Source organism: Streptomyces sp. 3330, from assembly GCF_031456635.1.
Lineage (GTDB): Bacteria > Actinomycetota > Actinomycetes > Streptomycetales > Streptomycetaceae > Streptomyces.
On the sequence record NZ_JAVDVA010000010.1, the window covers coordinates 127,499 to 152,367 of the forward strand.

Below are 24,869 nucleotides of genomic sequence, written 5' to 3' on the forward strand. Positions count from 1 at the left end.
CTGGACGCCTGCGGCGATCGGGGCGGCCCGGGGGATTGTGCGTCTGATCGGCCGCGGCGGGAGGGTGTGTCCGGGCGGCTTCTGGCTCTGATGGCCTGCGGCGGGAGGGTGTGTCCGGGCGGCTTCTGGCTCTGATCGCCTGCGCCGAGAGGGTCGTCCCGGCGGATGTCGGCTTGTGATCGCCTTCGGCGGGTAGTGCGTCTCGACGGCCGAACGGCTTCTGTTGTCGATCACCTGCGGCGGGCTGTGCCGGCGCCTCGGCGGCCGCACGCTTCGGTGGCTGATTGGCTGCGGCGGGCGATGGGGCGCGGCCGCCCCCCTGCTTGCTCTTGCCTGTGGCCCTTCGGGCCGCCGGGGAGCGGGCTGTCGCTTCCCGGCGGCCCGTGTGGTCGCTCTGGTGCCTAGGCGGGCAGCAGGGATTCCAAGGTCACCGCGATGCCGTCGGCGTCGTTGGAGGCGGTCACCTCGTCGGCCACGGCCTTCAGTTCCTCGTGGGCGTTGGCCATGGCGACGCTGCGGGACGCCCAGGCGAACATCGGGATGTCGTTGGGCATGTCGCCGAAGGCGATCGTGTCGGCGGCCTTCAGGCCCAGTCGGCGGGCGGCCAGGGAGAGGCCCGTGGCCTTGGAGAGGCCCAGGGGGAGCAGTTCCACGATGCCCGCGCCGGCCATCGCGACCGTGACGAAGCCGCCCGCGGCCCGCCGGGCCGCCGCGGCCAGCGCGTCGTCCGACAGCTCGGGATGCTGTATGTAGATCTTGCTCAGCGGGGCGGACCAGAGGTCGGACGCGTCCGTGAACGGCGTCGACGGCAGGGCGCCGGTGACCGCGTATCCGGGGCCGACCAGCACGTCCCCGTCCAGGCCGTCACGGCTGGCCGCCAGGTACAGCGGGCCGACCTCCGCCTCGATCTTCGCCAGCGCCACACCGGCCAGCTGCCGGTCCAGGGTCACCGAGGTCAGCAGGCGGTGCGCGCCGGCGTCGTAGACCTGGGCGCCCTGGCCGCAGACCGCGAGGCCGTCGTAGCCGAGGTCGTCGAGGATGTGCCGGGTCCACGGGACCCCGCGGCCCGTCACCACGATGTGCGCGGCGCCCGCCGCGGTGGCTGCGGCGAGCGCGTCACGGGTGCGCTGTGAGATCGAGTCGTCGGAGCGCAGCAGCGTCCCGTCGAGGTCGGTCGCGATCAGGCGGTAGGGGAACGCGGCGGTCACTTCGCCACCGGCTCCAGGATCTCCCGGCCGCCGAGGTACGGGCGCAGCACCTCGGGCACGTACACGGAACCGTCGGCCTGCTGGTGGTTCTCCAGGAGCGCGACGATCGTCCGCGGGACGGCGCACAGCGTGCCGTTGAGGGTGGCCAGCGGACGGACCTGCTTGCCCTCGCGGACGCGGATCGACAGCCGGCGGGACTGGAACTCGGTGCAGTCCGAGGTCGAGGTCAGCTCGCGGTACTTGCCCTGTGTCGGGATCCACGCCTCGCAGTCGAACTTGCGGGCGGCCGAGGAGCCGAGGTCACCGGAGGCGACGTCGATCACGCGGAACGGCAGCTCCAGCGAGGACAGCCACTGCTTCTCCCACGCCAGCAGACGCTGGTGCTCGGCCTGCGAGTCCTCGGGCGTGACGTACGAGAACATCTCGACCTTGTCGAACTGGTGGACGCGGAAGATGCCCTTGGTGTCCTTGCCGTGCGAACCGGCCTCGCGGCGGAAGCAGGGCGAGAAGCCGGCGTAGCGCAGCGGCAGGCGGTCCGCCTCGATGATCTCGTCCATGTGGTACGCGGCGAGGGCGACCTCGGAGGTGCCGACCAGGTAGAGGTCGTCCTTGTCGAGGTGGTAGACGTCCTGGGCCGCCTGCCCGAGGAAGCCGGTGCCCGCCATGGACTGGGGGCGGACCAGCGCCGGGGTGAGCATCGGCGTGAAGCCGGCGGCCGTGGCCTGCGCGATTGCCGCGTTGACCAGGGCCAGCTCGAGCAGGGCGCCGATGCCGGTGAGGAAGTAGAAGCGGGAACCGGAGACCTTCGCACCGCGCTCGACGTCGATCGCGCCGAGGATCTGGCCGAGCTCCAGGTGGTCCTTGGGCTCGAAGCCCTCGGCGCCGAAGTCGCGGATCGCGCCGTGCGTCTCGAGGGTGACGAAGTCCTCCTCGCCGCCCACGGGCACGTCCGGGTGCACGAGGTTGCTGAGCTGCTGGAGCAGCTCCTGCGTCTCGGTGTCGGCGGCGGCGCGCTCGGCGTCGGCGGCCTTCACGTCGGCGGCGAGCTGGCTCGCCTTCTTCAGCAGCTCGGCCTTCTCGTCCGCGGAGGCCTTGGGGATGAGCTTGCCGAGCGACTTCTGCTCGGCGCGCAGCTCGTCGAAGCGCACGCCGGACGACCTGCGTCGCTCGTCGGCGGACAGGAGGGAGTCGACGAGCGCGACGTCCTCTCCACGGGCACGCTGGGAAGCGCGCACACGGTCGGGGTCCTCACGGAGCAGGCGAAGGTCAATCACGCGGCCAAGGCTACCCGGGTGGGGTTGCGGCTCACGACACCATTCCGCGCGATGCGCCGCCTGTTCCGAATCAGGGCTTACGTTCCGTTATGAGCGAATTGCCCAACGTGTCAATATAAAGTGTCTCACTCCCTGGGACGGAGCACGCGGCGGGCGTCTCGTTGACCCGATTCCCTTGCGGGAGAGGGGACTTGGGAGCGGTGTTGTCCACAGGTGTCCACGCGCCCGAAACGGTTATCCACAGGCTGTGCGAAAGATCTGTGGACATCGGAATTGATCATTCCGATACGGCCTTGTGGGGTGTGCAATTCCTTGCCCAAACCCGGCTCCGACCCTCTTTCGGGTGGAAATGGGTCGCCCCGAGGGATTGATCGAAGGAAACAGGTGGACGAAGGGTGACCCGGCACAAGGAGGGCGAGGTGGGGTGCTGTAGGGCGATTTGTCGACTGCATGATGGTTCGTTGTCGACTTGTCCCCAGGTCGAGAAGCGCGCCTGTGGATAACTTCTGTGGATAACGAAGATGTGCAGATAGGACCAGCCGGAACGCCGCTCATGACCGGGCGGCACGGCACCCGGGAATTGCCGGGCCGGCACCCGCCGACACGGCAGGCGGAGCTCGCCGGGCCCGCTCCCGGAGCGGCGCCCGCGACCGGCCGGAACGCCGCTGGACCCGAACGGCCCTAGAACCGGCCGTCCTGGCAGCGCGCCACCCAGTCCGCCGCCGCCACGAACTCCCCGTCCGAGGTCCCGGGCAGCGGAGCGGCCACATCCGCCACGTTCACTTCCGCCCGCGGGTACGAGCCCAGGAAGCGCACCTCACGGCAGATCCGCTTCAGCCCCATGAGGGCCTCGGCCATCCGGCGGTCGGAGATGTGCCCCTCGGCGTCGATGCAGAAGCAGTAGTTGCCGATGCCGGCGCCAGTCGGGCGGGACTGGAGCAGCATGAGGTTGACGCCCCGGGTGGCGAACTCGCCCAGCAGGTCGCGCAGGCCACCGGGGTGGTCGTCGCGCTGCCACAGGACGACGGACGTCTTGTCCGCGCCGGTCGGCGCCGCGGGCCTGGCGGGCCTGCCCACGAGCACGAACCGGGTCTGGGCGTTCTCGGCGTCGTGGATCCCGGTCTCCAGGGCGGTCAGCCCGTACCGGGCGGCCGCGAACTCGCCCGCGAAGGCGGCGTCGTAACGGCCCTCCTGGACCAGGCGGGCCGCGTCCGCGTTCGAGGCGGCCGACTCCCAGACGGCTTCCGGCAGGTTCGCCTTCAGCCAGTTGCGCACCTGCGGCTGCGCGGCCGGATGCGCGGAGACCGTCTTGATGTCGGTGAGCTGCGTGCCGGGCCGGACCAGCAGCGCGAAGGTGATCGACAGCAGCACCTCGCGGTAGATCATCAGCGGCGTGCCCGCGACCAGCTCGTCCAGGGTCGTGGTGATCCCGCCCTCGACGGAGTTCTCGATGGGCACGAAGGCGGCCTCGGCCTCGCCGGTGCGCACCGCGTCCAGCGCGGACTGCACCGACACGTACGGGATCAGCTGCCGGGTGGCCGCCTCCGGAAGCGTGCGCAGGGCGACCTCCGTGAAGGTGCCCTCGGGGCCGAGATACGCATAGCTCGCTGGCATGACCTCACCCTAATGGCCCTTGCCGAAGCAGGGGCACGTGTCTCAGGACGGCTCCACGCATGAATGAATCCGCCCGTTAAGGCGTAACTTCCCGGTCTTGGAGTTCGCGGTTCTGGACTACGCGGTGATGGACTTCCCGGTCCTGGAGTTCCGGGGGTCCCGGGCTTCCCCGGTCGTAGGCCTACCGGTCGCGGACTTCCCGTTCCCCTGGCCTGCCGTTCCCTGGCCTCCCGCTCCCTGCCCCCTCTCCCTGCTCACGCCTCCAGGAGGCGCTGTCCCACGTATTCGCCCTCCGCCGCCCCGCCCGGCACCGCGAACAGGCCGCTCGCCTCGTGGCGGATGTACTTCGACAGGGCGTCGCCGCGGTCCAGCTTGCGCTGCACGGTGACGAAGCCGCGCAGCGGGTCCGCCTGCCAGCAGACGAACAGCAGCCCCGCGTCCGGGGCGCCGTCCGGGTCGATGCCGTCGTGGTACGAGAAGGGCCGCCTCAGCATGGCCGCGCCGCCGTTCTGGTCGGGGCGGGTGATGCGGGCGTGCGCGTTGAGGGGGACGACCAGATCGCCGTTCGCGTCGGTCTTCTCCAGGTCCATCGCGGTCGTCTCGGTGCCGCCGGACAGCGCGGCCCCGTCGGACTTACGGCGCCCGATGACCTGCTCCTGGGCCGTGACCGACAGCTTCTCCCAGTCGTCGAGGAGCATCCGGATCCGGCGTACGACGGCGTAGGAGCCGTCGGCCATCCAGGCAGGGTCCTTCGGGCTGTCCGCCGGGACGAAGATGCGCTGGTCGAAGTCCGCGTCGGCCGGCTTGGGATTGCGGGTGCCGTCCAGCTGGCCCATCAGGTTGCGGGCCGTCATGGGGTGGGCGGTGGCGCCCGGCGTCCGGTTGAAGCCGTTCATCTGCCAGCGGACCTTGGCCGCCCGGCCCGCGTCCTTCTGGATCGCGCGCAGGGCGTGGAAGGCGACCAGGGCGTCGTTCGCGCCGATCTGCACCCACAGGTCGCCGTTGCTGCGCGTCTTGTCGAGGTGGTCGGAGGAGAAGTCGGGGAGCGGGTCCAGGGCGACCGGGCGCTGCTTCTCCAGGCCGGTGCGGATGAAGAAGCTGTTGCCGAAACCGAAGGTGACCGTCAGGGAGGAGGGGCCCGCGTCCCGCGCGATGTCCGTGTCGTCGGTGGCGGCGGCCTCGCCCGCCATCAGCCGTCGGGCCGTCTCCGACCAGCGGCGCAGCAGCGCGGCGGCTTCCTTCCGGCCCGCGCCGGCCGCGAGGTCGAAGGCGACGAGGTGGCCGCGGGCCTGGAGGCCCTGGGTGATCCCCGGCTGATGTTTCACGTGGAACATCGCCTCGTCGGCGCCGATCGAGGACAGCGGTGTCGCCTGCGAGGGCGCGGCCGCGTAGCCGACGGCCCCGCCGGCCGCGCCGAGTGCGAGCCCGGTGGCGCCGGCCGTGCCGAGCAGCCTGCGCCGGGTCAGTCCCTCGGAGCCCTTCGCGGGGGAGGGGGCGGCCGGGGAGGCGCCCTCCGCCCCGTCCACGGGCGTGCGGGACTCGGGGAGGGACTGCGGAATGGACTGGTCGGGCATGGTGCGGTTCAGCCGATCTGCGCGTTCTTGGAGACGGTCACCTGGTCGATGTCGGAGGTCCGCACGGTCACGGAGATCTCCCACTCGCCGGCCATGGGGATCTGCACCCCGTCGGCGGACCAGTGACCGGTGGTGATGTGGTCGGGGACGACGGGGAGCGGTCCGATGTCCTTGGCCTCGAGGGTGAAGGCGACCTTGACCTCGGGCACGTCGAAGGCGCGGCCGTTGGGCCGGGTGACATAGACGTGCATCTCGTTGGCGCCGGTGCGCGCGGGGTCGAGGTCGACGCTGACCACGCCCTTGCCGTCCGTGCCGCCGGTGTCGAACGACATGTCCAGGGTCAGAGCACTCGACGTGGAGTCCTCCGCGGCGGACGAGGAGGAGGACGGGGCCCGGCCGGCCGCGGCGGCGTCCTGCTCCGTACGGCCGGGTTCGGTCGACGTCAGGACGGTGGTGACGGCGAGCACCACGACGGCGACACCCGCCTCGGCGAGCACCGAGCGGCGCAGGCCGAACCGGTGGGCGTCGGAGTCCCGCAGCCGCTTCTGCCGGGTGGCGTCGACGGCGGCCTGCTGCCGGGCGAGCTGTGCGGCCCGCTCGGCGCTCGCGGTACCGGGCTTGGCGCTACCGGTGCCGGACGTGTCGTCGCCGGACGCCTGTCCGGCCGTGTCGCCGGTGCCGGCCGACGCCGTGACGCGCTCCTTCTCGGGTGCGGACTTCCGTTCCGCCTCCCGGGTCGCCGGGTCCGCCAGCCGTGCCGTCCACCGCCGCGAGATCCAGGCGACGCCGACGAGGAGCGCCACGAGCCCGATCTTGACGAGCAGCAGCCGGCCGTAACGGGTGTCGGTGAGGGCCGACCAGGAGCCGAGCTGACGCCAGGACTGGTAGGTGCCGGTGGCGACCACGACGGAGACGCTGCCGAGCGCCAGCCGGGAGAAACGGCGCGCGGCGGGAGCCTCGACGGGCCGGTCGGCGGGCGCCCGGTACAGGGCGACGAGGAGGGCGGTGAGTCCGCCGAGCCAGGTCGCGACCGCCAGCAGGTGCAGCACGTCGACCGGCATCGCGATGCCCGGCTGCAGTCCGGTCGAGGCGTGCTCGGCCATGGCCCAGCTGGCCGCGAGCCCGGCGGCCACGACGGTTCCGCCGACGGCGAGTCCGAAGGTCAGGTCCCGCTTCTCCTCGCCCTCGCGCTTGTCGTACGCGCCGAAGAGCACGGCGATGAACAGCGCGGCCGCAGCGAGCAGCAGCAGCCGGGACACCAGGGCCGCGCCCGTCTTGGTCTGGAGGACCTCCCCGAGGAGGTCGAGGTCGAAGACGTCGCCGAGCTTGCCTGAGCTGGTGTAGGAGCCGCGCAGGAGAAGCAGGAACAGGGTGGCCGCGGTCATCGCGACCCAGCCGGAGACGACGAGCCGCTGCACGGCCCGCACCCCGGTGCCACGCTGCCAGCAGGCGAGCACGAAGGCGGCGCCGCCGGTCATCACGATGAACCCGGCGTAGGACGCGTACCGGCCGAAGCCGTACAGCCACCCGACGACTCCTCCGCCGGCCGTCCGGTCGGACACCGAGACGCTGGTCTCGGAGGGGGCGCCGATGGAGAAGGTGTAGGCGCCCGCGACGGGATGGCTGTCGGCGGACACCACCTGGTAGGTGACCGTGTAGGTGCCGTCGGGCAGCCCCGAGTGCAGTGGCACGGCGTAGGTCGTGCCGCTGACCCCGGACGGCTTGCCGGTGTCGACCCGGGTCCCCTTGGGATCCAGGACGCGCAGCGAGTCGTCGTTCATCGAGACGGTCTCGGAGAAGGTCAGCGACACCTGCGTGGGCGCCTTGTCGACCACCACCCCCTGCGCGGGGTCGCTGCCAGTCAGCGCGGCGTGCGCGGATGCGGGCCCGGCGCCGGCCAGGAGGGCGCCGGTGACCGCCAGGAACAGCAGTACGAGCATCCGGACGCGGGGGGCGATGGTCTGCGTCAAGGTGGTCCCTCCCTCAGTGGCCGGTGTTCGGGGTGTACGTGGCGGACTTCACCGGGATCGCGACCTCGACGGGGTCGGACGCGGCGAAGTGCAGCTCGACGGTCACCGTCCCGCCCTGCACCGGCTTGCTCTTCAGCTTCTCGAACATCAGGTGGTTTCCGCCGCTCTTGAACACGAGTTGACCGTGCGCGGGCACGTCCAGGGACGCGACCTCCTCCATCGAGGACCCGACGGTCTCGTGGAGGGTGACGCTGTCCGCCGCGGTGCTCGTGACGGAGGTCAGCTCGTCCTTCGCACCGCCCTCGTTGACGATGGTCAGGAAGCCGGCGGCCATGGTGTCGGAGACGGGCTGCGGGATGTAGGCGGCCCGGACGGACAGTTCGGCCCGTTCGTCGGAGCCCGATCCGCACCCCGCGAGCAGCAGCGTCCCGGTGATCGCGGCGATGGGCACGGCGAGCAGCCGCGTGGTCCCGGCGGCCATCGGACGCGTCACGGGTTCGCACCCTTGACGATCTTGGGGAGGTCCTTGGTGTAGTCGTCGACGGTGGCGTCCTCGCCGTAGAGGAGGTATCCCCCGTCGGTCTTCGGGGAGAAGGCGACGACCTGGGTGCCGTGGGTGGAGACGGTCTTGCCGTTCTTGTCCTTGTGCGGCGCCTCGACGGAGATGCCGAGGGTGCGGGCGGCGGCCTGGATGGTCGCGAACTTCCCGGTCAGGCCGACGACCTGCGGGTCGATGCCCTTGAGCCACTTGCCGAGCGCGGCCGGGGTGTCGCGGTCCGGGTCGGTGGTGACGAACACGACGCGCAGCTCGTCCTGCTCGGCCTTCGACAGCTGCTTCTTGGCGACGGCGATGTTGTTCATCGTCAGCGGGCAGACGTCCGGGCAGTTGGTGTAGCCGAAGTAGATCAGCGTCGGGTGGCCCGCGGTCTGCTTGCGGAGGTCGTAGCTCTTGCCCTGGGTGTCGGTGAGGACCAGCTCGGGCTTGGTGAAGGGCTGGTCGAGCACGGTCGCGGCCTGCTGCTTGCTGTCCTCGGACACGGCGGCGACGGGGCTTCCACCGCTGTCGCCGCTGCCGCAGGCGGAGAGGGTGAGGGTGGCGGCGGCGAGCAGCGCGGCCGCGGCGAACGTCTTCTTGCGCATAGAGAAATGTCCCAGATGTGTGAACTCGGGTGCGCACCGGGTGTACGGGGCGGGATGAACGACAGGGCGTACGGCCCCGGTGCGCACCGTCGAGGAGCAGGCGCCGGGCGGCGGTGGCCGCCCGACGCGGGGGTGGGGCTCAGGCCTCGGTCGTGCCCCGACGGCGGCCGGCGAGCACGCCGTACGCCACACCGGCGGCGCCGACGACGATGCCGACCACGCCGAGGACGCGGGCGGTGGTGTCGGTGCTGTCGGAGTCGGAGGCCGCCTCGGTCGTGGAGGCGGCCGCCTTGGCGTCGTCGCCGGACTCGTCGGAGGCGTCCCCGGCGGCCGCGCCGTGGGAGTGCTCGTCCTCGGAGGCGGCGGTCAGGGCGAGCACGGGGGCCGGGTTCTCCGGCTCCTCGGCGCCGTCCTCCTGGACCTCGATCCAGCGCACGACCTCCTTGTTGGAGTACGTCTGGATCGCCTTGAAGACGAGCTCGTCGGCGTCCTCGGGGAGGGCGCCCACGGACACGGGGAACTTCTGGAAGTAGCCGGCTTCGATGCCCTTGCCGGTGGCCGTCCAGGTGATCTTGGAGACGGCCTCGGAGATCTGCTTGCCGTGCAGCTCGATGGGCTTGGCGAGCTTCGACTTGGTGACCTGGATCGTCCAGCCGCTGATCGGCTCCGGCATCGCGGAGGCCAGCGGGTGGTCGGTCGGGAAGGTGACCTCGAGCTTGGTGGTCGAGGCGTTGTCCCGCTCGTTGGGAACCTTGAAGTCGACGACCGCGTAGCCGCCCTTGGCGGCGGTGCCCTCGGCGGCGACGCTGACGTGCGCGAAGGCGGGCGAGGACAGGACGAGAACGGCGGAGCCGGCGGCGGCAGCGGCGGCGGCGACGCGGGAGGCGATACGAGAGGCCTTCATGACAGCGAGCACTCCACTCTGAGTGAATCTGCGGGTGGGAGAGGCGTGGGCACGCAGGTGCGCACGCGCGCGTGCCGCACGACGGCGGCCGTCCCCCCCCCAGGTGGTGCGGTGGAGTGCTGGTCGTGTCGTGTCAGGCAGCGAGGACGAGAAGGGACACGGCCGGCGGGCCGCGCCTGATCACCGAGTGCTGGAGTGCGGTGGTGCGGGGTGCGGGCACCACGGCGAGCAGCCCGGTGCGCGGGACGCGCGGTCCCGCCCCGGGTGCGGCGGGCAGCCCGGCGAGGAGGGCGCGCACCAGTGCGAGCGCCCCGCGCAGGGATCGTACGAGCGCGCCCTCGGCGACGCCGTGGGCCGACAGGGCGAGCAGCCGCAGCAGGGCCGTGTCGCCGCGTCGCAGCAGCCATCCGGCGGCCACGGCCGCGAGGACGTGGCCGAGCAGCATGGGCAGGGACGGCAGCAGGGACATCGACGGGCCGGCGGTCGTCAGGGCGTCCGCGGCGTGATGCGCGGCGGACCCCGTCCCGCTCATGCCGCTCATGCCGCTCATGTCCGCACCGCCCCCGGCGGTGGTGCCGTCGCCGGGGGTGTAGAGCCGTGCGTCGACGAGGATCCGCTGGGCCTGGGCGGGGCTGATCGCCGCCGCCGTGGCCCCGCACACCAGCCGGGCCGCCCGTTCGACGAGCGTGGCGTCGGACAGGCCCGACGCCGTGGCCGTGGCCGTGGCCGAGGCGGAGGCGGTGACGGAGGCGGAGGCGGTGTGCTGGCCGAGTCCGAACAGCGTGTGCAGCACGGTCTGTCCGACCGCGAGCAGCACGGCTATGCCCGGCAGCGACCGCTCCCGTCCGGCGAGCGGCAGCACGACCGCGAGGGCGCCCAGGAATCCCGCGCCCAGCGTCCACAGCGGAACCGTGGCGCAGGAGGCCATGGTGTGCCCGGCCGCGGCCAGCACGACGCAGACCGCGGCGAACACCGCGGCCCGCAGCAGCCGTAGATCGCGACTTGAGCGCTTGCTGTGGGGGGCAGACATGGCGGGCTCATCATCGCACTGGCGTCACCGCGGCCGTACGGCAGGTCCACAAGATTCCGTAGGATGCGGAAGATCACCTTCTGTGGTGACCGGTACGACTGATGGCCCTGAGTCCTGCATACACCGATTTCAGGGCCGCGGGGATCCCCCATATGGGCGGCATCACGTTGAATTCGCGCTTACACAGGGCCTCGAGGGGCAATACGTATCGGTATGTCGAGCCGCGGCCTGGAGGCTGGAGCATGAGCATCTGGTGGTCACTCCATCTGCGGCGCGATGCCGCGAGCGTGCCGCTCGCCCGCCGTCTGCTGCTCGGCACCATGGAGACGGCGGGCGTCGATCCCGACATCAGTTACGACCTCTCCGTCGCCCTGAGCGAGGCCTGTGCCAACGCCGTCGAGCACGGCGGGGGCGCCGCGCGCGGCGGCTGTTCGGAGGCGTACCGCGTCACCGCGTACCTCGACGGTGAGAAGTGCCGCATCGAAGTCGCCGACTCGGGGCCGGGTTTCACCGGCGGGCGCACGCCCCGCGGCGACCGCTCCGTCCACGGCGACGCCTACGCCGAGCACGGCCGCGGCCTCTACCTCATCCAGCAACTCGCCGATCACGTCCACATCGGCAACAAGCCGGGGCGCAGCGGCGCGGTGGTGAGCTTCGACAAGATCCTGAAGTGGCGCAAGGACGCTCCCCTCATGGCCGTCTGACCGCTCGTCGGGCGGCATCCGCCGATCTTGGCCGGTCAGGGCGGGCAGGAGTGCTCCGGAGCGCGGAAGTTCAGCATTCTCAGCACTCACAGGTTCCTCTCAGCATTCCCCCACGTCGCTGACTGGTGGCGTTCCTACGTTCATGTTCATGACGGGAAACCACAAAGACTCCTCCATCACGCGGCGCCGCGCCCTCGCGGTGACCGGCGGTACGGTCGCGGCCGGCGGGCTCGCCGTCGCCGGGTACCAGGCCGCCTTCGCCGACACGTCCGCGGACGCCGAGGCGAGCGCGTCGGCATCCGCCACCTCGACCTCCACGAGCGGCAGCTGCATGACGCTGATGACGAGCGTCACGGAGGGGCCCTACTACCTCGACGGTGCCTTGGTGCGCAAGGACATCACCGAGGGCAAGAGCGGTGTACCGCTGACCCTGCGCCTCACCGTCGTCGACGCCACCGACGGCTGCACGCCGGTCGCCGGAGCCGCTGTCGAGATCTGGCACTGCGACGCCTGGGGTTACTACTCCGGTTACACGACCGCCAACCCCGGTGGCTCGGCCCCGGCGGAGAGCGAGGACGGCTCCACCGCCGACGACGACACCTACCTGCGCGGCTACCAGATCGCCAACGCGAACGGGGTCGTCAAGTTCGAGACGATCTTCCCGGGCTGGTACACCCCGCGCACCTGCCACATCCACCTCAAGGTGCACACGGGCGGCCAGAAGGAGGACGGCACCTACGAGGGCGGCAAGGTCAACTACACCGGCCAGCTCTTCTTCCCCGACGACATCGCCGAGGAGATCTTCACCCTGGAGCCCTACTCCAAGCACTCCGGCAGCTACACCACCCTCGCCGACGACATGGTCTACGACGACGGCGGCACCTCCAGCGGCCTGCTGACCCTGAAGGCCGTGCACAAGGCGGACCCGTCCAAGGGCTACAAGGGGTCCATCACCCTCGGTGTCGACCCCGACGCCGAGAACACCGGCGCGGGCGGCGGCGGAGGCGGCGGTACGCCCCCGAGCGGTGCCCCGAGCGATGCTCCGACGGGCACCCCGCCGAGCGACGCCCCGTCGGCCTCGGCCTCCTCATAGGGTCCGGACATGACAAGCCGTGAGGACGAGGCGCTCGCGCAGGCCGCCGTGGCCGCGCTGACGGGGCAACTGGCCCTGGCTCCCAAGCCGGGCCTGCCCGACCCACGTGACCTCGCCGCCCGCGTCACCCGCAAGGACCACTGCGGGCTGCGCTGGTCGGCCAAGGCGCTCGCACCCGGCCTCGCCGCGATGGCCGCGGCCGCCCGCCGCACCGGCGAACCCACGCCCCGGCTCCGCGCCGAGCTGGGCGCGATCGGCAGGTGCACCGAGCACTCGGTGGGCCTGGCCGGCGGCGGGCACCGGGGTGCGCTGTGGACGCTCGGCCTGCTGGTCGCGGCGGCCGCCCTCGACACCCGCGCGCGGGGCGTCGAGGTCGCCGCGACCGCCAAGCGGATCGCCGCCCACCCCGACCGGGCCGCCCCACGGCGGCCCTCGCGGGGCGCGACCGTCTCGGCGAAGTACGGCGCGGCCGGCGCCCGCGGCGAGGCGCGCGCCGGATTCCCGCACGTACGGCGGGCCCTGGACGCGCTCGCCGCGGCCCGCTCGGCCGGCGCGGACGAGCCCGAGGCGCGGCTCGACGCCCTGCTCACCGTCATGTCCACCCTCCAGGACACCGAACTCCTGCACACCGCGGGCCCCCTGGGCCTGCGTCATGTGCAGGCCGGCGCCCGCGGCGTCCTGGAGGCGGGCGGCACCGCGACCCCGGCGGGCCGCGCCGCCCTCATCGACCTCGACGCCGACCTGCACGCGCGCGCGTGGAGCCCACGCGGCAGCGCGGGCCTCCTGGCGGGCGCGCTCTTCGTGGACTCGCTGCCGGTCACCGCGCTGACCCGGGCGGCCTGAACAGCACGACGGCGACGGACGGCGGCCAGTGGCGGGCGGCGGGCGGCGGCGCGTGCTGCGGCGTGACGGCGTCCGCCTGCCCGAGCCTGCCCGCAGTTGCCCGCGCCTGCCCGCGACGGCCTGCGCCTGCCCGGGACGGCCTGCGCCTGCCCGGGACGGCCCGCGACGGCCCGGGACGGCCCGCGCCTGCCCGCGACGGCCTGTGCTTGCCCGCGACGGCCCGGGACGGCCCGCGCTTGCCCGCGACGGCCTGCGCCTGCCCGGGACGGCCCGCGACGGCCCGGGACGGCCCGCGACGGCGGCGGTCTCCGGGTGCCGCCGCCTCGCAGCGTGCTCGGGGCCCCGCTGACCGCCTGCGGAGTGCGTGCGGAGGGCGTCGCCGAGGGCGAGGGCGGGCTCGGCGCGTGCGCCGCCGTCAGTTCGCCGGGACCAGCGCGGCCGAGGGCGCGGTCGTCCGGCCGGCCGCGGCCCTGCGGGCCGCCGGGCCCATCGCGTAGGACGCCGCGACCATCGCCGCGCCCAGCAGCAGCCAGCCCGGCGTGCCCCATTCGACCAGCAGCCAGGTCAGCACCAGCGGACCGAGGGTCCGGGCGACCGTGACACCGGTGCCGAAGAGCCCCTGGTACTCGCCGACGCGGTCGGCCGGCGCCAGGTCGAAGGAGAGCTGCCAGGAGCCCGCGGACTGCCCCATCTCCGCGACCACCTGGAGCACCGACCCCAGCACCAGCACGCCCGCCGCCACCCACGGCGAGGCGCCGGCGGACAGGGCGAACACCGCGCACGCGGCGCACATCACCCAGCCCGCCCGGCGCACCGCGCGCGTGGCGCTCGCCGGTCCCGTCACGCCCCGCGCGGCCCGCACCTGGAACACCGTCACCACGGCGGTGTTGAGCACGAACAGCGCGGAGACCAGCCAGGCGGGCGCCCCCGTCCGCTCGGTGATCCACAGCGGCAGCACCAGACTGAGCAACGGCATCCGCAGCAGCAGCACGGTGTTCAGGAGCGCCACCAGGGCGTACGGCCGGTCCCGCAGCACCCCGAGGCCGCTCCCGTGCGGACGGACCGCGCCGGGAGCCGGCCGGGGCAGCCGGGCGAGCAGCGACGCGCACACCAGGAAGCTCGCCGCGTCCACCACGAACACGCCGAGGTACGCCTCCCGCGTCCCGGCGTGCAGCGCCAGCCCGCCGAGCCCGGCGCCCACCGCCAGACCCGCGTTCAGCGTCGCCTGGAGCCGCGCGAGCAGCCCCGTCCGCTCCCCGGCGGGCACCAGCCCGGCCAGCAGGGACTGCCGGGCCGCCGCGAGTCCCGACTGCGCGGCCGCGTAGCCGCATGCCACGAGCACGAACGGCACGAACCCGCGCACCAGGGTGAAGGACGCCACCGCCAGCCCGGTCGCGAGGGCCAGCAGCACCGCCGTGCCGCGCGCCCCGCGCCGGTCGGCCAGTCGCCCCAGCGGCACCCCGGCCAGCGCGCCGACCGCCCACCCGAGGGTGAGCCCGAGGCCCACGCGCGCGGGGGCGAGACCGATCACCTGGGTGAAGTACAGGGCCGACGTCGTGTAGTAGGCGCCGTCCCCGACCGAGTTGCTCAACTGGGCCAGCGCGAGCAGCCGCCTTGGGCGAATCTTCGACATGCCGATGACGCTAGAGGCGCGGTGGGCCGCTCGACAGCACCAATCACGGGCCGTGGAACTGGCCCAATCACGGTCCGGCCGAGGTCCGTTCGTGGTTCGTTCGTGGTCCCCGCCGTCGTACGGTCGTCGTCTGCGGATGGCGGTCCTGGTCCGGTCGTGCGCGGACCCGGTCCGATCGTGCGGACGGTCAGTCCCGGCCCAGGACCTTCGCCAGCGCGTCCAGCGCCTCCGGATACAGCCGCTCCCGGGGCGTCCCGTACCCGACGACCAACCCCTGCGGCCGCCCCGGGCCGGGCGTGTGCCAGTGCTCGCCCAGACGGCCCACCGCGAGCCCCTCCGCGTCCGCGCGCGCCAATGCCTCCGCCTCGTCGCCGACCTCCACCAGCGCGTGCAGCCCGGCCGCGATCCCGCGCACGCCCCGGCCCGCGCCGACCCGCTCCAGGAGCAGGTCCCTGCGGCGGCGGTAGCGCAGCCTGCACGCGCGCACGTGCCGGTCGTAGGCGTGGCTCCGGATCAGCTCGGCGAGCGCGAGCTGCCCGATGGACTCGGTGTGGTGGTCGCTGTGCAGCTTGACGTCGGCGACCGCGTCCACCAGCTGCGGCGGCAGGACCATCCAGCCGAGCCGCAGCGCGGGCCCGAGCGTCTTGGAGGCGGTGCCCAGATAGACCACCTGGGCCGGTGCCATCCCCTGGAGCGCGCCGACCGGCTGCCGGTCGTAACGGAACTCCCCGTCGTAGTCGTCCTCGACGATCAGCCCGTCACGCGCGCGTGCCCACTCCGTCAGCGCCCGCCGCCGTCCGGGGTGGAGCGTCACCCCGGTCGGGTACTGGTGCGCGGGCGTGACGACCACGGCTCCGGTGCCGCCCAGTTCCCCGACGCGCACCCCGCGCTCGTCCACCGGCACCGGTGTCACGGTCCCGCCGTTGCGCCGGACGACCTCGCGGTGGAAGGGCAGCCCCGGGTCCTCCATCGCGATCCCGGTGCCGCCCAGCACGCGCGTGAGGAGGGCGAGGCCCTGCACGTACCCGGAGGTGATCACGATCCGCTCGGGCGGCGCGATGACGCCCCGCGCCCGCCCCAGATACCCCGAGAGCGCGGTGCGCAGTTCGATGCGGCCGCGCGGGTCGCCGTAGTCGTACGCGAGCGAGGGCGCCGTCGCGATGGCCCGGCGCAGCGCGCGCAGCCAGGCCGCGGCCGGGAACGCCCCGACGTCCGGGCTGCCGGGCCGCAGGTCGAAACGCGGCGCACGCGCGTGTGCGGCGGCGCCCGGCGGTTCGGCGGCCTCGGACGGCAGAGCCGCGACCCGGGTCCCCGAGCCCTGCCGCGCCGTCAGATAGCCCTCGGCGACCAGCTGGTCGTAGGCGGCCTTCACCGTGTTGCGCGAGATCCCGGTCTCGGCCGCGAGCCGCCGGGTGGCCGGCAACCGGCTGCCGGGCGCCAGCCGGCCCTCCCGCACGGCGTCCCGCAGGGCCCGTTCCAGCCCGGCCCGCCGCCCCTCGGCGGCATCCGGTTCCAGGTGCAGGTCGACGCCGACACCGGACCAGAAGTCGTTCACGCAGTCCCCCCGGACAGAAGTGCCCCGGCCAGAAGTCCCCCTGGACAGGTGGACGGCCGGGCACCCACCGGTACCCGGCCATCGATCGGCGATGCGTCAGCCCTTCAGCGAAGCCATCCATGCCTCGACCTCGTCGGAGCGGCGCGGCAGGCCGTCCGAGAGGTTCCGGTTGCCGTCCCGCGTGACGAGGATGTCGTCCTCGATCCGGACGCCGATGCCCCGGTACTCCTCCGGCACCGTCAGGTCGTCGGCCTGGAAGTACAGGCCGGGCTCGACCGTCAGCACCATGCCGGGCTCCAGCGTCCCGTCGACGTACGACTCCACGCGCGCGGCCGCGCAGTCGTGGACGTCCATGCCGAGCATGTGACCGGTGCCGTGCAGCGTCCAGCGGCGCTGGAGGCCGAGTTCGAGGACCCGCTCGACCGGGCCCTCGACCAGGCCCCACTCGACGAGCCGCTCGGTCAGCACGCGCTGCGCGGCGTCGTGGAAGTCGCGGTACTTGCCGCCGGGCTTGACCGCCTCGATACCGGCCTCCTGGGCCTCGTACACGGCGTCGTAGATCTTCTTCTGGATCTCGCTGTAGCGGCCGTTGACCGGCAGCGTGCGCGTGACGTCGGCGGTGTAGTACGTGTGGGTCTCGACGCCCGCGTCGAGCAGCAGCAGGTCGCCGGAGCGGACCGGGCCGTCGTTGCGCACCCAGTGCAGCGTGCAGGCGTGCGGACCGGCGGCGGCGATGGTGCCGTAGCCGATGTCGTTGCCCTCCACCCGCGCGCGGAGGAAGAACGTGCCCTCGATGTAGCGCTCGCTCGTCGCCTCGGCCTTGTCGAGGACCTTCACGACGTCCTCGAAGCCGCGAACGGTCGAGTCGACGGCCTTCTGGAGCTCGCCGATCTCGAAGTCGTCCTTGACGAGGCGGGCCTCGGAGAGGAAGACGCGCAGCTCCTCGTCGCGCTCGGCGGTGACCTTGTCGGTCAGGGCCGCCTCGATGCCCGCGTCGTGGCCGCGCACGACCCGCACCGGGCCGGTGGCCTCGCGCAGCCGGTCCGCCAGTTCACGCACGTCGGAGGCCGGGATGCCGTAGAGCTGCTCCGCCTCGGTCAGCGAGTGCCTGCGGCCGACCCACAGCTCGCCCTGGCCCGACAGCCAGAACTCGCCGTTCTCGCGGTCGGAGCGCGGCAGCAGGTAGATCGTGGCCCGGTGGCCGTCGGCCACAGGCTCCAGCACGAGGACGCCGTCCTCGGTCTGGTTGCCGGTGAGATAGGCGTACTCGACGGAGGCGCGGAAGGCGTACTCGGTGTCGTTGGAGCGGGTCTTCAGGTTGCCCGCGGGGATCACCAGACGCTCGCCCGGGAAGCGCGCCGAGAGCGCGGCGCGCCGGGCGGCGGTCTCCGCGGCCTGGGCGATCGGCTTCAGGTCACGCAGTTCCGTGTCGGCCCAGCCCGACTTCATGCTCTCGGCCAGCTCGTCGGACACGCCTGGGTACAGGCCGTTCTTCCGCTGCTTGATGGGCTCCTCGGACTCAGTCTCCGGGCCCGCTGCGGTGGCAGCGTCGTCCGGCACAGCCGGGGTGGGCTCGTCGGCCACGGTCATCCTCCTTGATATGGCACTGGACCCCCTCCATCGTACGGTCGTACGTAAGGGGGTCCAGGGCCGAAGGACCTGTCACGGCCTGTTACGGCGGCTCACTCGAAGCGGGCCGCGAGCAGCACCACGTCCTCGTCGCTGTCCCGCTCGGCCGCGCCCTCCGGCAGAAGGGTGCGCAGCACGTGGTCGGCGATCGCGCCCGGGTCCTGCCGCAGCGGCTTCGGGACCCCGGCGGCGGCGGCGTGCAGCCGGGCGAAGGCGCGGTCCACGGGGTCGCCGGTGCGGTGCAGCAGGCCGTCCGTGTAGAGCAGAACCGTCTCGCCGGGCTCGGCCTCCATCTCGACGCTCGGTGCCTCCCAGCAGGCCAGCATGCCCAGCGGGGCGGAGACGGAGGTCTCGACGAACTCCGTGCGCCGCTCGCCGACGAGCAGCGGCGGACAGTGCCCGGCGCCGGCCAGGGTGATCTTGCGCAGGGCCGGTTCGCAGTAGGCGAACAGGGCGGTGGCGGACCGGGCGGGCTCGGTCAGGCGCAGCAGCAGCTCCAGGTCGGACAGGACGGCGACGGGGTCCTCGCCCTCCATCACCGCGTACGCCCGCAGGGAGGCGCGCAGCCGGCCCATCGCGGCGACCGCGCTCGGCCCGGACCCGGTGACGGACCCGACGGCGAGACCCAGGGCCGCGTCCGGCAGCGGCAGCGCGTCGTACCAGTCGCCGCCCGCGCGCGGGCCGGTGTGGTGCCGGGCGGCGAGCTGGACGCCCGGGACTCGCGGCAGCCGGGAGGGGAGCAGTTCCTCGGCCATCGTCTTCATCGCCGTGCGCGTGCGTTCCAGCTCCAGGAGCCGCGCCAGGTGTTCGGCGGCGTACCGGACGTAGAGGCCGATCAGGTGGCGCTGCCGCTCGTCCGGCTCGGCGGGCTCGTCGTAGAGCCATACGGCCGCGCCCAGGCGGCCGGGGGCGCCGTCCGTCTCCAGAGGCAGCGCGTAGCTGGCGGCGTAGCCGAGGCGGGCGGCGACCTCCCGGTGGCGGGGATCCATGCCGTCCTCGGCGAACAGGTCGGGCTCGGCGATCTCCCCCTCGCCGCCGGGCAGCCCCTCGAGGATGCGGCCGTAGGACAGGGCACTGCGCGGCACGGTCTCGATGTGGCCGAGATCGGCGCGTCCGAGGCCCAGTCCGATCATGGTGTCGGGCCCGAGCCGGTCGGCGGGCTCCAGGACGACGAGACCGCGCCGGGCGCCCACGAGGGCGGCTCCGGCGTGCAGCATCTCCTGGAGGGTCTCCGGCAGCGCGTCCGTGCGGGCCAGGCGTTCGGTGAGTTCGTGCAGGGTGGTCAGATCGGAGACCCAGCCGGCGAGCCGGTCGGTCAGCAGGGCGCCGGGGCCGGTGGAACCGGCTGCGCCGGTGGGGGCGGCAGGGACCGTCGGGGCGCCCGGGGTGGCGGGCGCGGGCGCGACAGTGTGTGCGGGCGAGGGAACCGTGGAATCGATTCCGGCCACTTTCGGAGGGTGAGGGGCGTTCATGGCGTCCGGCTCTCGGACCGGAGCGTATTGCTCAAAAGCATCGCAAACCCCCATGTCATTCTGCGCCGCTAGCGGTGTCTCCACATGTACACGCACTCGTGAGGGGATGTCCAGCATTGTCCTGCTGGGATTGCTGGTGTCCATGGGGTCTTTGGGAGAATCGGGCACAGTTCTTCCGGCTCCCTTGCGGAATTGTAAAGTTGGCTTAAAAATGCCTCGGGTAACGGGTGATTGCGGTCGACTGGGCTTGCTCCACGGAGCGTCACAGCGGTCGTGATGGGTACGTACTCGGTAAGGGCCAGGCGTCGTCGGGAGCTCGTGGGGAGCCTTCCGGAACCTGGTGACCGGCCCGGGCGTCATAGTCATCGACGACCGTGCCCCATCCTCCCGTGGCGGAGGCGGAGAGAAATACGCGCGACGGCAAACGCCAGACTTCGCCACCCCACGCCACGCCCAGGCATGAGATGGATGCACGTCGGACGGAGTGGCCGCGGAAGCAGCCACCGCTCGACCCTGAGGGGTTCCCCTTGTCCTGTACAGGGGTGTGATGCGCCAACAGGTACGCACAGTGAAGTGATCGACACATTATGTGATGTGGCCCACGGTGTTGCCAGCGGTGCAACGGAAAGGAACGAGCGCTCATGCGCGAGATCCTCGGAAAGCGACGCAGGCTCCTGTCCCAGTCCAGCGACAGAGGACCTGAGTTGATCGACTCGGCCCTGACTTTCGCGACGGAATGGCAGTGGCCCGTCCTCCCGGGTGTGACGGCGGACCCGCAGGGGCGTTCCCGCTGCGGCTGCCCCGACCCGGAGTGCACGGTCCCCGGTGCTCACCCCTTCGACCCCGGCCTGCTCGCGGCCACCACCGAAGCGCGCATGGTGCGCTGGTGGTGGACCAACCGGCCGGCCGCACCGATCATCCTGGCCACCGGGGGCGCGGCCCCCTGCGCGGTCAGCCTCCCCGCCCTCGCGGCCTCGCGCGCGCTCGTGGCGCTCGACCGGCAGGGCATCCGGCTCGGCCCGGTCGTCGCCTCGCCCACCCGCTGGTCGGTCCTCGTCCGGCCGTACACGATGGAGCAGCTGGGCGAGCTGCTCTACGCCAAGGACTTCGTGCCCGGTTCGCTGCGCTTCCACGGCGAGGGCGGCTACATCGCCCTGCCCCCGTCCGAGACGGGCCAAGGCGACATCCGCTGGGAGCGCGCGCCGCTGCCCGGTTCGGCCTCGCCCTGGGTGCCCGACGTCGAGGCCGTGGTGGACGCCGTCGTCGACGCCCTCACTCGTACGGGTGTGAGCGCACCCGAGTTGTAGGGGTGTCGGGCGCGCGCCGGACGGCACACCGGCGTTCGCCCTCTATCTTCCGCTACATGAACCTTCGTCTCCTCGCCCTCGTGGGCGCCGTGGCAGGCGCGATCGCGCTTCCTCTGGCCATGGCGTCCGCGGGGCCGGTCGGCGACGAAGGGCGTACGGTCGGCGCGGTCGAGGCGGCCGACGCGCATGCCACCGGCGCCACGGACCCGAAGGCGCCGCCCGCCGAACCCTCCCGGTCCCCGCTGCTGCTCGGCCTCGGGCTGGCCACCGCCGCCCGCTGCGGTCCCGAACTGACCTCGCCCGACGGCGTGGAGGCGCAGACCTGTGTGCTGTCCCAGGGCGAGGACAGCTGGGCGCGCACCTACTACCGCAACGCCACCGGACGCGCCCTGGACGCCTTCCTGAGCCTCATGGGGCCCGAGGGGCGCACGGTGCGGACGCGCTGCGAGGTGGGCGCCGAGGACGAGCCGGAATCCTGCGAGACGCCCCGTGAGCGGACCCGCGGCGAACTGGCGGCGTACACGGCGGTCGCGGAGTTCGCGCGAGCGACCGGCGACGGGCCGCTGCTGCTGCGGTCGGGAAGCAACTCCCCATCGGATACGGGCAGTTGACGCGCGGCTTCACTCTGTACACGACGCCGGACATGAAAAGACCCGGTTGCTGACGACGGGGGATGCATCAGCAACCGGGCACCTCGAACGGTAACAAGAGATCTGCTCCACGCAAATTCGATCTCTTGTTTTCATCGGTATTCCGGACACCGGCGAAACGGCGTTTCTCACGCCGACTCGCCCTGCGCGGGCGGCAGTTGTGAGTGGAGTCACGCCGGCCGCCGCCGCGAGGGGTGCTGACCGGTCGGTCAGTTCGACCGGGGGCGGCGGCTGCGGGTCAGCTGAGCGTCACCTGTCGGTTGGTCAGGCCGCCCCGGGCGCGGCGCTCGTCGGCCGTGAGCGGCTCGTCCGAGGCCAGGGCGACGGCGAGCCGCTCGGCGAACTCGGCCGCCGGCTTCTCGACGTCGTCCGCCGTGACCGCGCTCGGCAGGTCCCAGACGGGCACCGTCAGACCGTGCGCCCGGAAGGAGCCGACGAGGCGCGTGCCCTCGCCGAGGCTCGAACGGCCCGCCGCGTGCAGCCGCGCGAGGGCGTCCAAAAGCCGCTCCTCCGGATGCGGCATGACCCAGCGCAGGTGGTTCTTGTCCGGCGTCTCGCACCAGTACGCGGCGTCCACGCCGGTCAGCTTCACGGTCGGGATCGCCGCGGCGTTGGCCCGCTCCAGGGAGGCGGCCACCTCCGGCGCCGCGTTCTCCGGGTCCGGGACCCAGAACTCGAAGCCGCTGTGCACAACTGGCTCGAACGCGCCTTCGGGGTCGAGCAGATCCTGCATCCGCGGACCGTCGGCCGGGGCGCGGCGCGCCTGCACCGGGGTGCCGGGGTCGGCCTCCAGGGCCCGCTGCAGGGTGTCGGCCAGGTCACGGCTGATGTCGCCGGACGGCGTGTCGTTCTGCAGGCCGAGCAGCACCGAGCCGTCGTCGCGGCGCAGCGCGGGCCAGGCCATCGGCAGCACCGTGGCGAGCGTGACGGACGGGACGCCCTCGGGCAGGCCGTCCTTGAGCGTCAGCCCGACCGTGGCGGCCGGCACCAACTCCCGCAGCGCCACCCAGTCGCCCTCGCCCGGCAGGCCCTCGAAGGGGCGCTGTACCAGCTCGGTCACGGCATGCGCGGCGGCCCGGCCGTGACAGGCCTTGTAGCGGCGGCCGCTGCCGCACGGGCAGGGCTCCCGCGCGCCGACGACCGGGATGTCCGCGTCGGTGTGCTGCGGCCGCTTGGCCTTCGTCTGGGGTCGCTTCTTGGCCATCTGGGTGTCTCCCGGGTACGGCTCGTCTGGTACGGCGGGAGCCTAGCCGTTCGTACGCTCCGTCACGGGAACCTGTGGACGACGCGGGGCCTGTGGACGACGGTCACCGCCCCTGCCCCGCGCGTCTAGTCCAGGTCGTCGAAGGCGTCCGCGAAGTCCAGGCCGGGCATCGCCGCCACCGACGGCGCGGCGACCCGGGACGCGAAGTCGTCGCGTCGGCGGCCCGCGTCGGGGTCGTGGACGTCCGCGTGGACGACGACCCACACCGTGACCTCGCCGCGGGCGTCGTCCCGGACGCCCCAGTCGTCGGCCAGCGCCGTGATGATGTTGAGCCCGCGGCCGCCGTGCGCGGTGACGGAGGGGGTGGCCGGGGCCGGACGGGTCGGGCCGCCGCCGTCGGTCACCTCGACCACCAGCCGGCCACCCGGATCGACGCGCCACGCGGCCCGGACGTCGCCGTCCCCGGCCAGGGCGTCGCCCAGCGGCCTGCCGTGCTTGCACGCATTGCTCAAGAGTTCGGAAAGGATCAGTACGGCGTCGTCGATGACCGATTCCGACACCCCGCCCGTGCGCAACTGATCGCGCATACGGTGTCTCGCGTTCCCCACGCCCGCAGGACCATGGGGTACGGCCATGCTCGACGACGCGGGCACCTCCTGTGCCACCACCAACGCCACCCCCGAGACCTCCTTCGCCCCACGCCACGGTGTGGATGCCCCATTGGCCTGTACCGGAAACCGGCCAATGCGGCCCCGGAGACGCATTCGTCAGGGACGAACACGGACCGAACGCGCCGGAGCACTCCCTGTGAGGGGCCTGTCAGTGAGTGGCTGAATATGGACGGTATGGCTGAGAACGGAGGATGCTGTAAGGGTGCTGTGGGGTCAAGAGGTAGGGACGGGGCTTCTGCGACTTCTGTTACTTCTGTGACTTCCCCGAGATACGGGCTCAGCGTCCCAGCCGGCGCAGTACCTCGCGCGGACGGTTCGTGATGATGCCGTCGACGCCCAGCTCGACGCAGAGGTCGACGTCGTCCGGCTCGTTCACGGTCCACACGTGCACCCGGTGGCCGGCCGCCTTCAGGCGCTCGATGTACGCCGGATGGTTGCGCACGATCCGGATCGAGGGGCCGGCGATCCCGACCCCCGCGGGAAGCCGCCCGTCGCGCAGCCGGGGCGAGACGAACTGCATCAGGTAGACCGTCGGCACGGTGGGCGCCGCGGCCCGCACGCGATGCAGCGAGCGGGCCGAGAAGCTCATGATCCGCACCGGGGACTCGGCCGCCGAGGCCGGCGCGTCCAGACCGAACCGCTTCAGCAGCACCAGCAGCCGCTCCTCCACCTGTCCGGCCCAGCGCGTCGGATGCTTGGTCTCGATGGCCAGTTCCACCCGGCGCCCCGCGTCGGAGACCAGCTCCAGCAGGCGCTCCAGGGTCAGGACGGAGGTCTCCTCGCGGTCCTCGGGCCGGACCTCCCAGTCGGGGTCCTCCTCGCGCGCCTGCCAGGCCTCGCGGGCCTCCCGTGTCTTCCAGGAGCCGAAGTCCAGCGCCGCGAGGTCGGCCAGTTCCAGGGCGGAGACCGCCCCGCGGCCGTTGGACGTACGGTTGACGCGGCGGTCGTGTACACAGACGAGATGGCCGTCCGCGGTCAGTCGTACATCGCACTCGAGGGCGTCCGCACCGTCCTCGATGGCCTTCTTGTAGGCGGCCAGGGTGTGCTCGGGGGCCTCCTCGGAAGCCCCGCGGTGGGCGACGACTTGAATGTGGTGCTGCCGTGCGTGGGTCACCGCGTCATGGTGCCATCGGCGCCCGGTCGTCTGAGAACCCTCTGAGATGTTTCGATGATGCGCACTTATTGTTCGTAATGACCCATATAAGGAATCGCCATGGACCCACAGCCACCGCTTATGGTGCTCTGACGGCCCGTGGGAAAAGCTGAGACGTACAAAAGCACATGCACAGCTTCAGCGCGCCGGGTCGACGACAAAGCGTGCGAAAGCGCGACAGACGCCGACGAGCGTGACCCAGTGCGACCGACGACAACAGCCGTGGATCGAGGAGAAGAGC

21 protein-coding genes are annotated in these 24,869 nt (G+C 72.5%); 5 read left to right on the forward strand and 16 right to left on the reverse strand.

Features of this window, described 5'->3' with window-relative positions:
• Positions 1-401: 401 nt before the first annotated feature.
• The 9 genes from J2X68_RS18720 to J2X68_RS18760 form a co-directional block, all read right to left on the reverse strand.
• On the reverse strand, positions 402-1,208 hold the full coding sequence (locus J2X68_RS18720) for an HAD family hydrolase (RefSeq protein ID WP_310433682.1): 807 nt from the start codon (positions 1,206-1,208) through the stop codon (positions 402-404).
• The gene (serS, locus tag J2X68_RS18725; protein WP_310433683.1) at positions 1,205-2,482 is read right to left on the reverse strand and encodes a serine--tRNA ligase; all 1,278 of its coding nucleotides are present in this window, start codon (positions 2,480-2,482) and stop codon (positions 1,205-1,207) included. Before serS ends, J2X68_RS18720 begins: the two co-directional genes overlap by 4 nt.
• Before the next feature lie 681 nt (positions 2,483-3,163).
• Entirely contained in the window at positions 3,164-4,096 is a 933-nt protein-coding gene (gene pheA, locus J2X68_RS18730) for a prephenate dehydratase (protein WP_310433684.1), read from the reverse strand.
• 254 nt (positions 4,097-4,350) lie between these two features.
• A complete protein-coding gene (efeB, locus tag J2X68_RS18735; protein WP_310433685.1) occupies positions 4,351-5,670 on the reverse strand; it encodes an iron uptake transporter deferrochelatase/peroxidase subunit in 1,320 nt (439 codons plus the stop codon).
• 8 nt (positions 5,671-5,678) lie between these two features.
• A complete protein-coding gene (locus tag J2X68_RS18740; protein ID WP_310433686.1) occupies positions 5,679-7,640 on the reverse strand; it encodes a copper resistance protein CopC in 1,962 nt (653 codons plus the stop codon).
• A gap of 13 nt (positions 7,641-7,653) precedes the next feature.
• Positions 7,654-8,121 (reverse strand): copper chaperone PCu(A)C, encoded by a 468-nt coding sequence (locus tag J2X68_RS18745; protein ID WP_310433802.1) that lies wholly within the window; start codon positions 8,119-8,121, stop codon positions 7,654-7,656.
• An 8-nt stretch (positions 8,122-8,129) separates the two neighbouring features.
• Complete coding sequence (locus J2X68_RS18750; RefSeq protein WP_310433687.1) at positions 8,130-8,780, reverse strand: SCO family protein; 651 nt, start codon at positions 8,778-8,780, stop codon at positions 8,130-8,132.
• Between the two features lie 139 nt (positions 8,781-8,919).
• Positions 8,920-9,684 carry a YcnI family protein gene (locus J2X68_RS18755; RefSeq protein WP_310433688.1) on the reverse strand — a complete coding sequence of 255 codons (765 nt, stop codon included), beginning with the start codon at positions 9,682-9,684 and terminating at the stop codon, positions 8,920-8,922.
• A gap of 133 nt (positions 9,685-9,817) precedes the next feature.
• Complete coding sequence (locus J2X68_RS18760; protein WP_310433689.1) at positions 9,818-10,714, reverse strand: hypothetical protein; 897 nt, start codon at positions 10,712-10,714, stop codon at positions 9,818-9,820.
• Positions 10,715-10,956: 242 nt separating this feature from the next.
• Here J2X68_RS18760 and J2X68_RS18765 point away from each other — a divergent pair, with 242 nt between their 5' ends.
• The 3 genes from J2X68_RS18765 (at position 10,957) to J2X68_RS18775 (ending at position 13,354) form a co-directional block, all read left to right on the forward strand.
• The gene (locus tag J2X68_RS18765; RefSeq protein ID WP_310433690.1) at positions 10,957-11,418 is read left to right on the forward strand and encodes an ATP-binding protein; all 462 of its coding nucleotides are present in this window, start codon (positions 10,957-10,959) and stop codon (positions 11,416-11,418) included.
• Between the two features lie 148 nt (positions 11,419-11,566).
• On the forward strand, positions 11,567-12,511 hold the full coding sequence (locus J2X68_RS18770) for an intradiol ring-cleavage dioxygenase (protein ID WP_310433691.1): 945 nt from the start codon (positions 11,567-11,569) through the stop codon (positions 12,509-12,511).
• A 9-nt stretch (positions 12,512-12,520) separates the two neighbouring features.
• Positions 12,521-13,354 carry a triphosphoribosyl-dephospho-CoA synthase gene (locus J2X68_RS18775; RefSeq protein ID WP_310433692.1) on the forward strand — a complete coding sequence of 278 codons (834 nt, stop codon included), beginning with the start codon at positions 12,521-12,523 and terminating at the stop codon, positions 13,352-13,354.
• Positions 13,355-13,769: 415 nt separating this feature from the next.
• On the opposite strand, the gene J2X68_RS18780 is transcribed toward J2X68_RS18775, so the two are convergent.
• The 4 genes from J2X68_RS18780 to J2X68_RS18795 all read right to left on the reverse strand — a co-directional run bounded on the left by J2X68_RS18780 (position 13,770) and on the right by J2X68_RS18795 (position 19,760).
• Entirely contained in the window at positions 13,770-14,987 is a 1,218-nt protein-coding gene (locus tag J2X68_RS18780) for an MFS transporter (protein ID WP_310433693.1), read from the reverse strand.
• A 187-nt stretch (positions 14,988-15,174) separates the two neighbouring features.
• On the reverse strand, positions 15,175-16,542 hold the full coding sequence (locus tag J2X68_RS18785; RefSeq protein ID WP_310433694.1) for a PLP-dependent aminotransferase family protein: 1,368 nt from the start codon (positions 16,540-16,542) through the stop codon (positions 15,175-15,177).
• A gap of 96 nt (positions 16,543-16,638) precedes the next feature.
• Positions 16,639-18,132, reverse strand: coding sequence for an aminopeptidase P family protein (locus J2X68_RS18790; RefSeq protein ID WP_310433695.1), 1,494 nt, complete (start codon positions 18,130-18,132; stop codon positions 16,639-16,641).
• A 92-nt stretch (positions 18,133-18,224) separates the two neighbouring features.
• Positions 18,225-19,760: a PP2C family protein-serine/threonine phosphatase gene (locus J2X68_RS18795; RefSeq protein ID WP_310433803.1), complete on the reverse strand. Its 1,536-nt coding sequence runs from the start codon at positions 19,758-19,760 to the stop codon at positions 18,225-18,227.
• A gap of 524 nt (positions 19,761-20,284) precedes the next feature.
• Between J2X68_RS18795 and J2X68_RS18800 the strand changes: the two genes are divergently transcribed.
• Positions 20,285-20,950, forward strand: coding sequence for a bifunctional DNA primase/polymerase (locus tag J2X68_RS18800; RefSeq protein ID WP_310433696.1), 666 nt, complete (start codon positions 20,285-20,287; stop codon positions 20,948-20,950).
• A gap of 56 nt (positions 20,951-21,006) precedes the next feature.
• Positions 21,007-21,561, forward strand: coding sequence for a hypothetical protein (locus J2X68_RS18805; protein ID WP_310433697.1), 555 nt, complete (start codon positions 21,007-21,009; stop codon positions 21,559-21,561).
• A 277-nt stretch (positions 21,562-21,838) separates the two neighbouring features.
• Here J2X68_RS18805 and J2X68_RS18810 read toward each other — a convergent pair whose 3' ends face one another.
• From J2X68_RS18810 to J2X68_RS18820, 3 genes are all read right to left on the reverse strand, one after another.
• Positions 21,839-22,804 carry a DUF5926 family protein gene (locus J2X68_RS18810; RefSeq protein ID WP_310433698.1) on the reverse strand — a complete coding sequence of 322 codons (966 nt, stop codon included), beginning with the start codon at positions 22,802-22,804 and terminating at the stop codon, positions 21,839-21,841.
• Positions 22,805-22,929: 125 nt separating this feature from the next.
• Complete coding sequence (locus J2X68_RS18815) at positions 22,930-23,568, reverse strand: ATP-binding protein (protein WP_310433699.1); 639 nt, start codon at positions 23,566-23,568, stop codon at positions 22,930-22,932.
• A 184-nt stretch (positions 23,569-23,752) separates the two neighbouring features.
• Positions 23,753-24,589: a glycerophosphodiester phosphodiesterase gene (locus J2X68_RS18820; RefSeq protein ID WP_310433700.1), complete on the reverse strand. Its 837-nt coding sequence runs from the start codon at positions 24,587-24,589 to the stop codon at positions 23,753-23,755.
• Between the last annotated feature and the right edge of the window lie 280 nt (positions 24,590-24,869).

Coding starts and splice junctions, on each gene's coding strand:
- pheA (WP_310433684.1), bottom strand. CDS start 4,096: ATGCCAGCGAGCTATGCGTATCTCGGCCCCGAGGGCACCTTCACGGAG.
- efeB (WP_310433685.1), bottom strand. CDS start 5,670: ATGCCCGACCAGTCCATTCCGCAGTCCCTCCCCGAGTCCCGCACGCCC.
- J2X68_RS18745 (WP_310433802.1), bottom strand. CDS start 8,121: ATGGCCGCCGGGACCACGCGGCTGCTCGCCGTGCCCATCGCCGCGATC.
- J2X68_RS18750 (WP_310433687.1), bottom strand. CDS start 8,780: ATGCGCAAGAAGACGTTCGCCGCGGCCGCGCTGCTCGCCGCCGCCACC.
- J2X68_RS18755 (WP_310433688.1), bottom strand. CDS start 9,684: ATGAAGGCCTCTCGTATCGCCTCCCGCGTCGCCGCCGCCGCTGCCGCC.
- J2X68_RS18760 (WP_310433689.1), bottom strand. CDS start 10,714: ATGTCTGCCCCCCACAGCAAGCGCTCAAGTCGCGATCTACGGCTGCTG.
- J2X68_RS18765 (WP_310433690.1), top strand. CDS start 10,957: ATGAGCATCTGGTGGTCACTCCATCTGCGGCGCGATGCCGCGAGCGTG.
- J2X68_RS18770 (WP_310433691.1), top strand. CDS start 11,567: ATGACGGGAAACCACAAAGACTCCTCCATCACGCGGCGCCGCGCCCTC.
- J2X68_RS18775 (WP_310433692.1), top strand. CDS start 12,521: ATGACAAGCCGTGAGGACGAGGCGCTCGCGCAGGCCGCCGTGGCCGCG.
- J2X68_RS18780 (WP_310433693.1), bottom strand. CDS start 14,987: ATGTCGAAGATTCGCCCAAGGCGGCTGCTCGCGCTGGCCCAGTTGAGC.
- J2X68_RS18790 (WP_310433695.1), bottom strand. CDS start 18,132: ATGACCGTGGCCGACGAGCCCACCCCGGCTGTGCCGGACGACGCTGCC.
- J2X68_RS18795 (WP_310433803.1), bottom strand. CDS start 19,760: ATGCTGGACATCCCCTCACGAGTGCGTGTACATGTGGAGACACCGCTA.
- J2X68_RS18800 (WP_310433696.1), top strand. CDS start 20,285: ATGCGCGAGATCCTCGGAAAGCGACGCAGGCTCCTGTCCCAGTCCAGC.
- J2X68_RS18805 (WP_310433697.1), top strand. CDS start 21,007: ATGAACCTTCGTCTCCTCGCCCTCGTGGGCGCCGTGGCAGGCGCGATC.
- J2X68_RS18810 (WP_310433698.1), bottom strand. CDS start 22,804: ATGGCCAAGAAGCGACCCCAGACGAAGGCCAAGCGGCCGCAGCACACC.
- J2X68_RS18815 (WP_310433699.1), bottom strand. CDS start 23,568: ATGCGTCTCCGGGGCCGCATTGGCCGGTTTCCGGTACAGGCCAATGGG.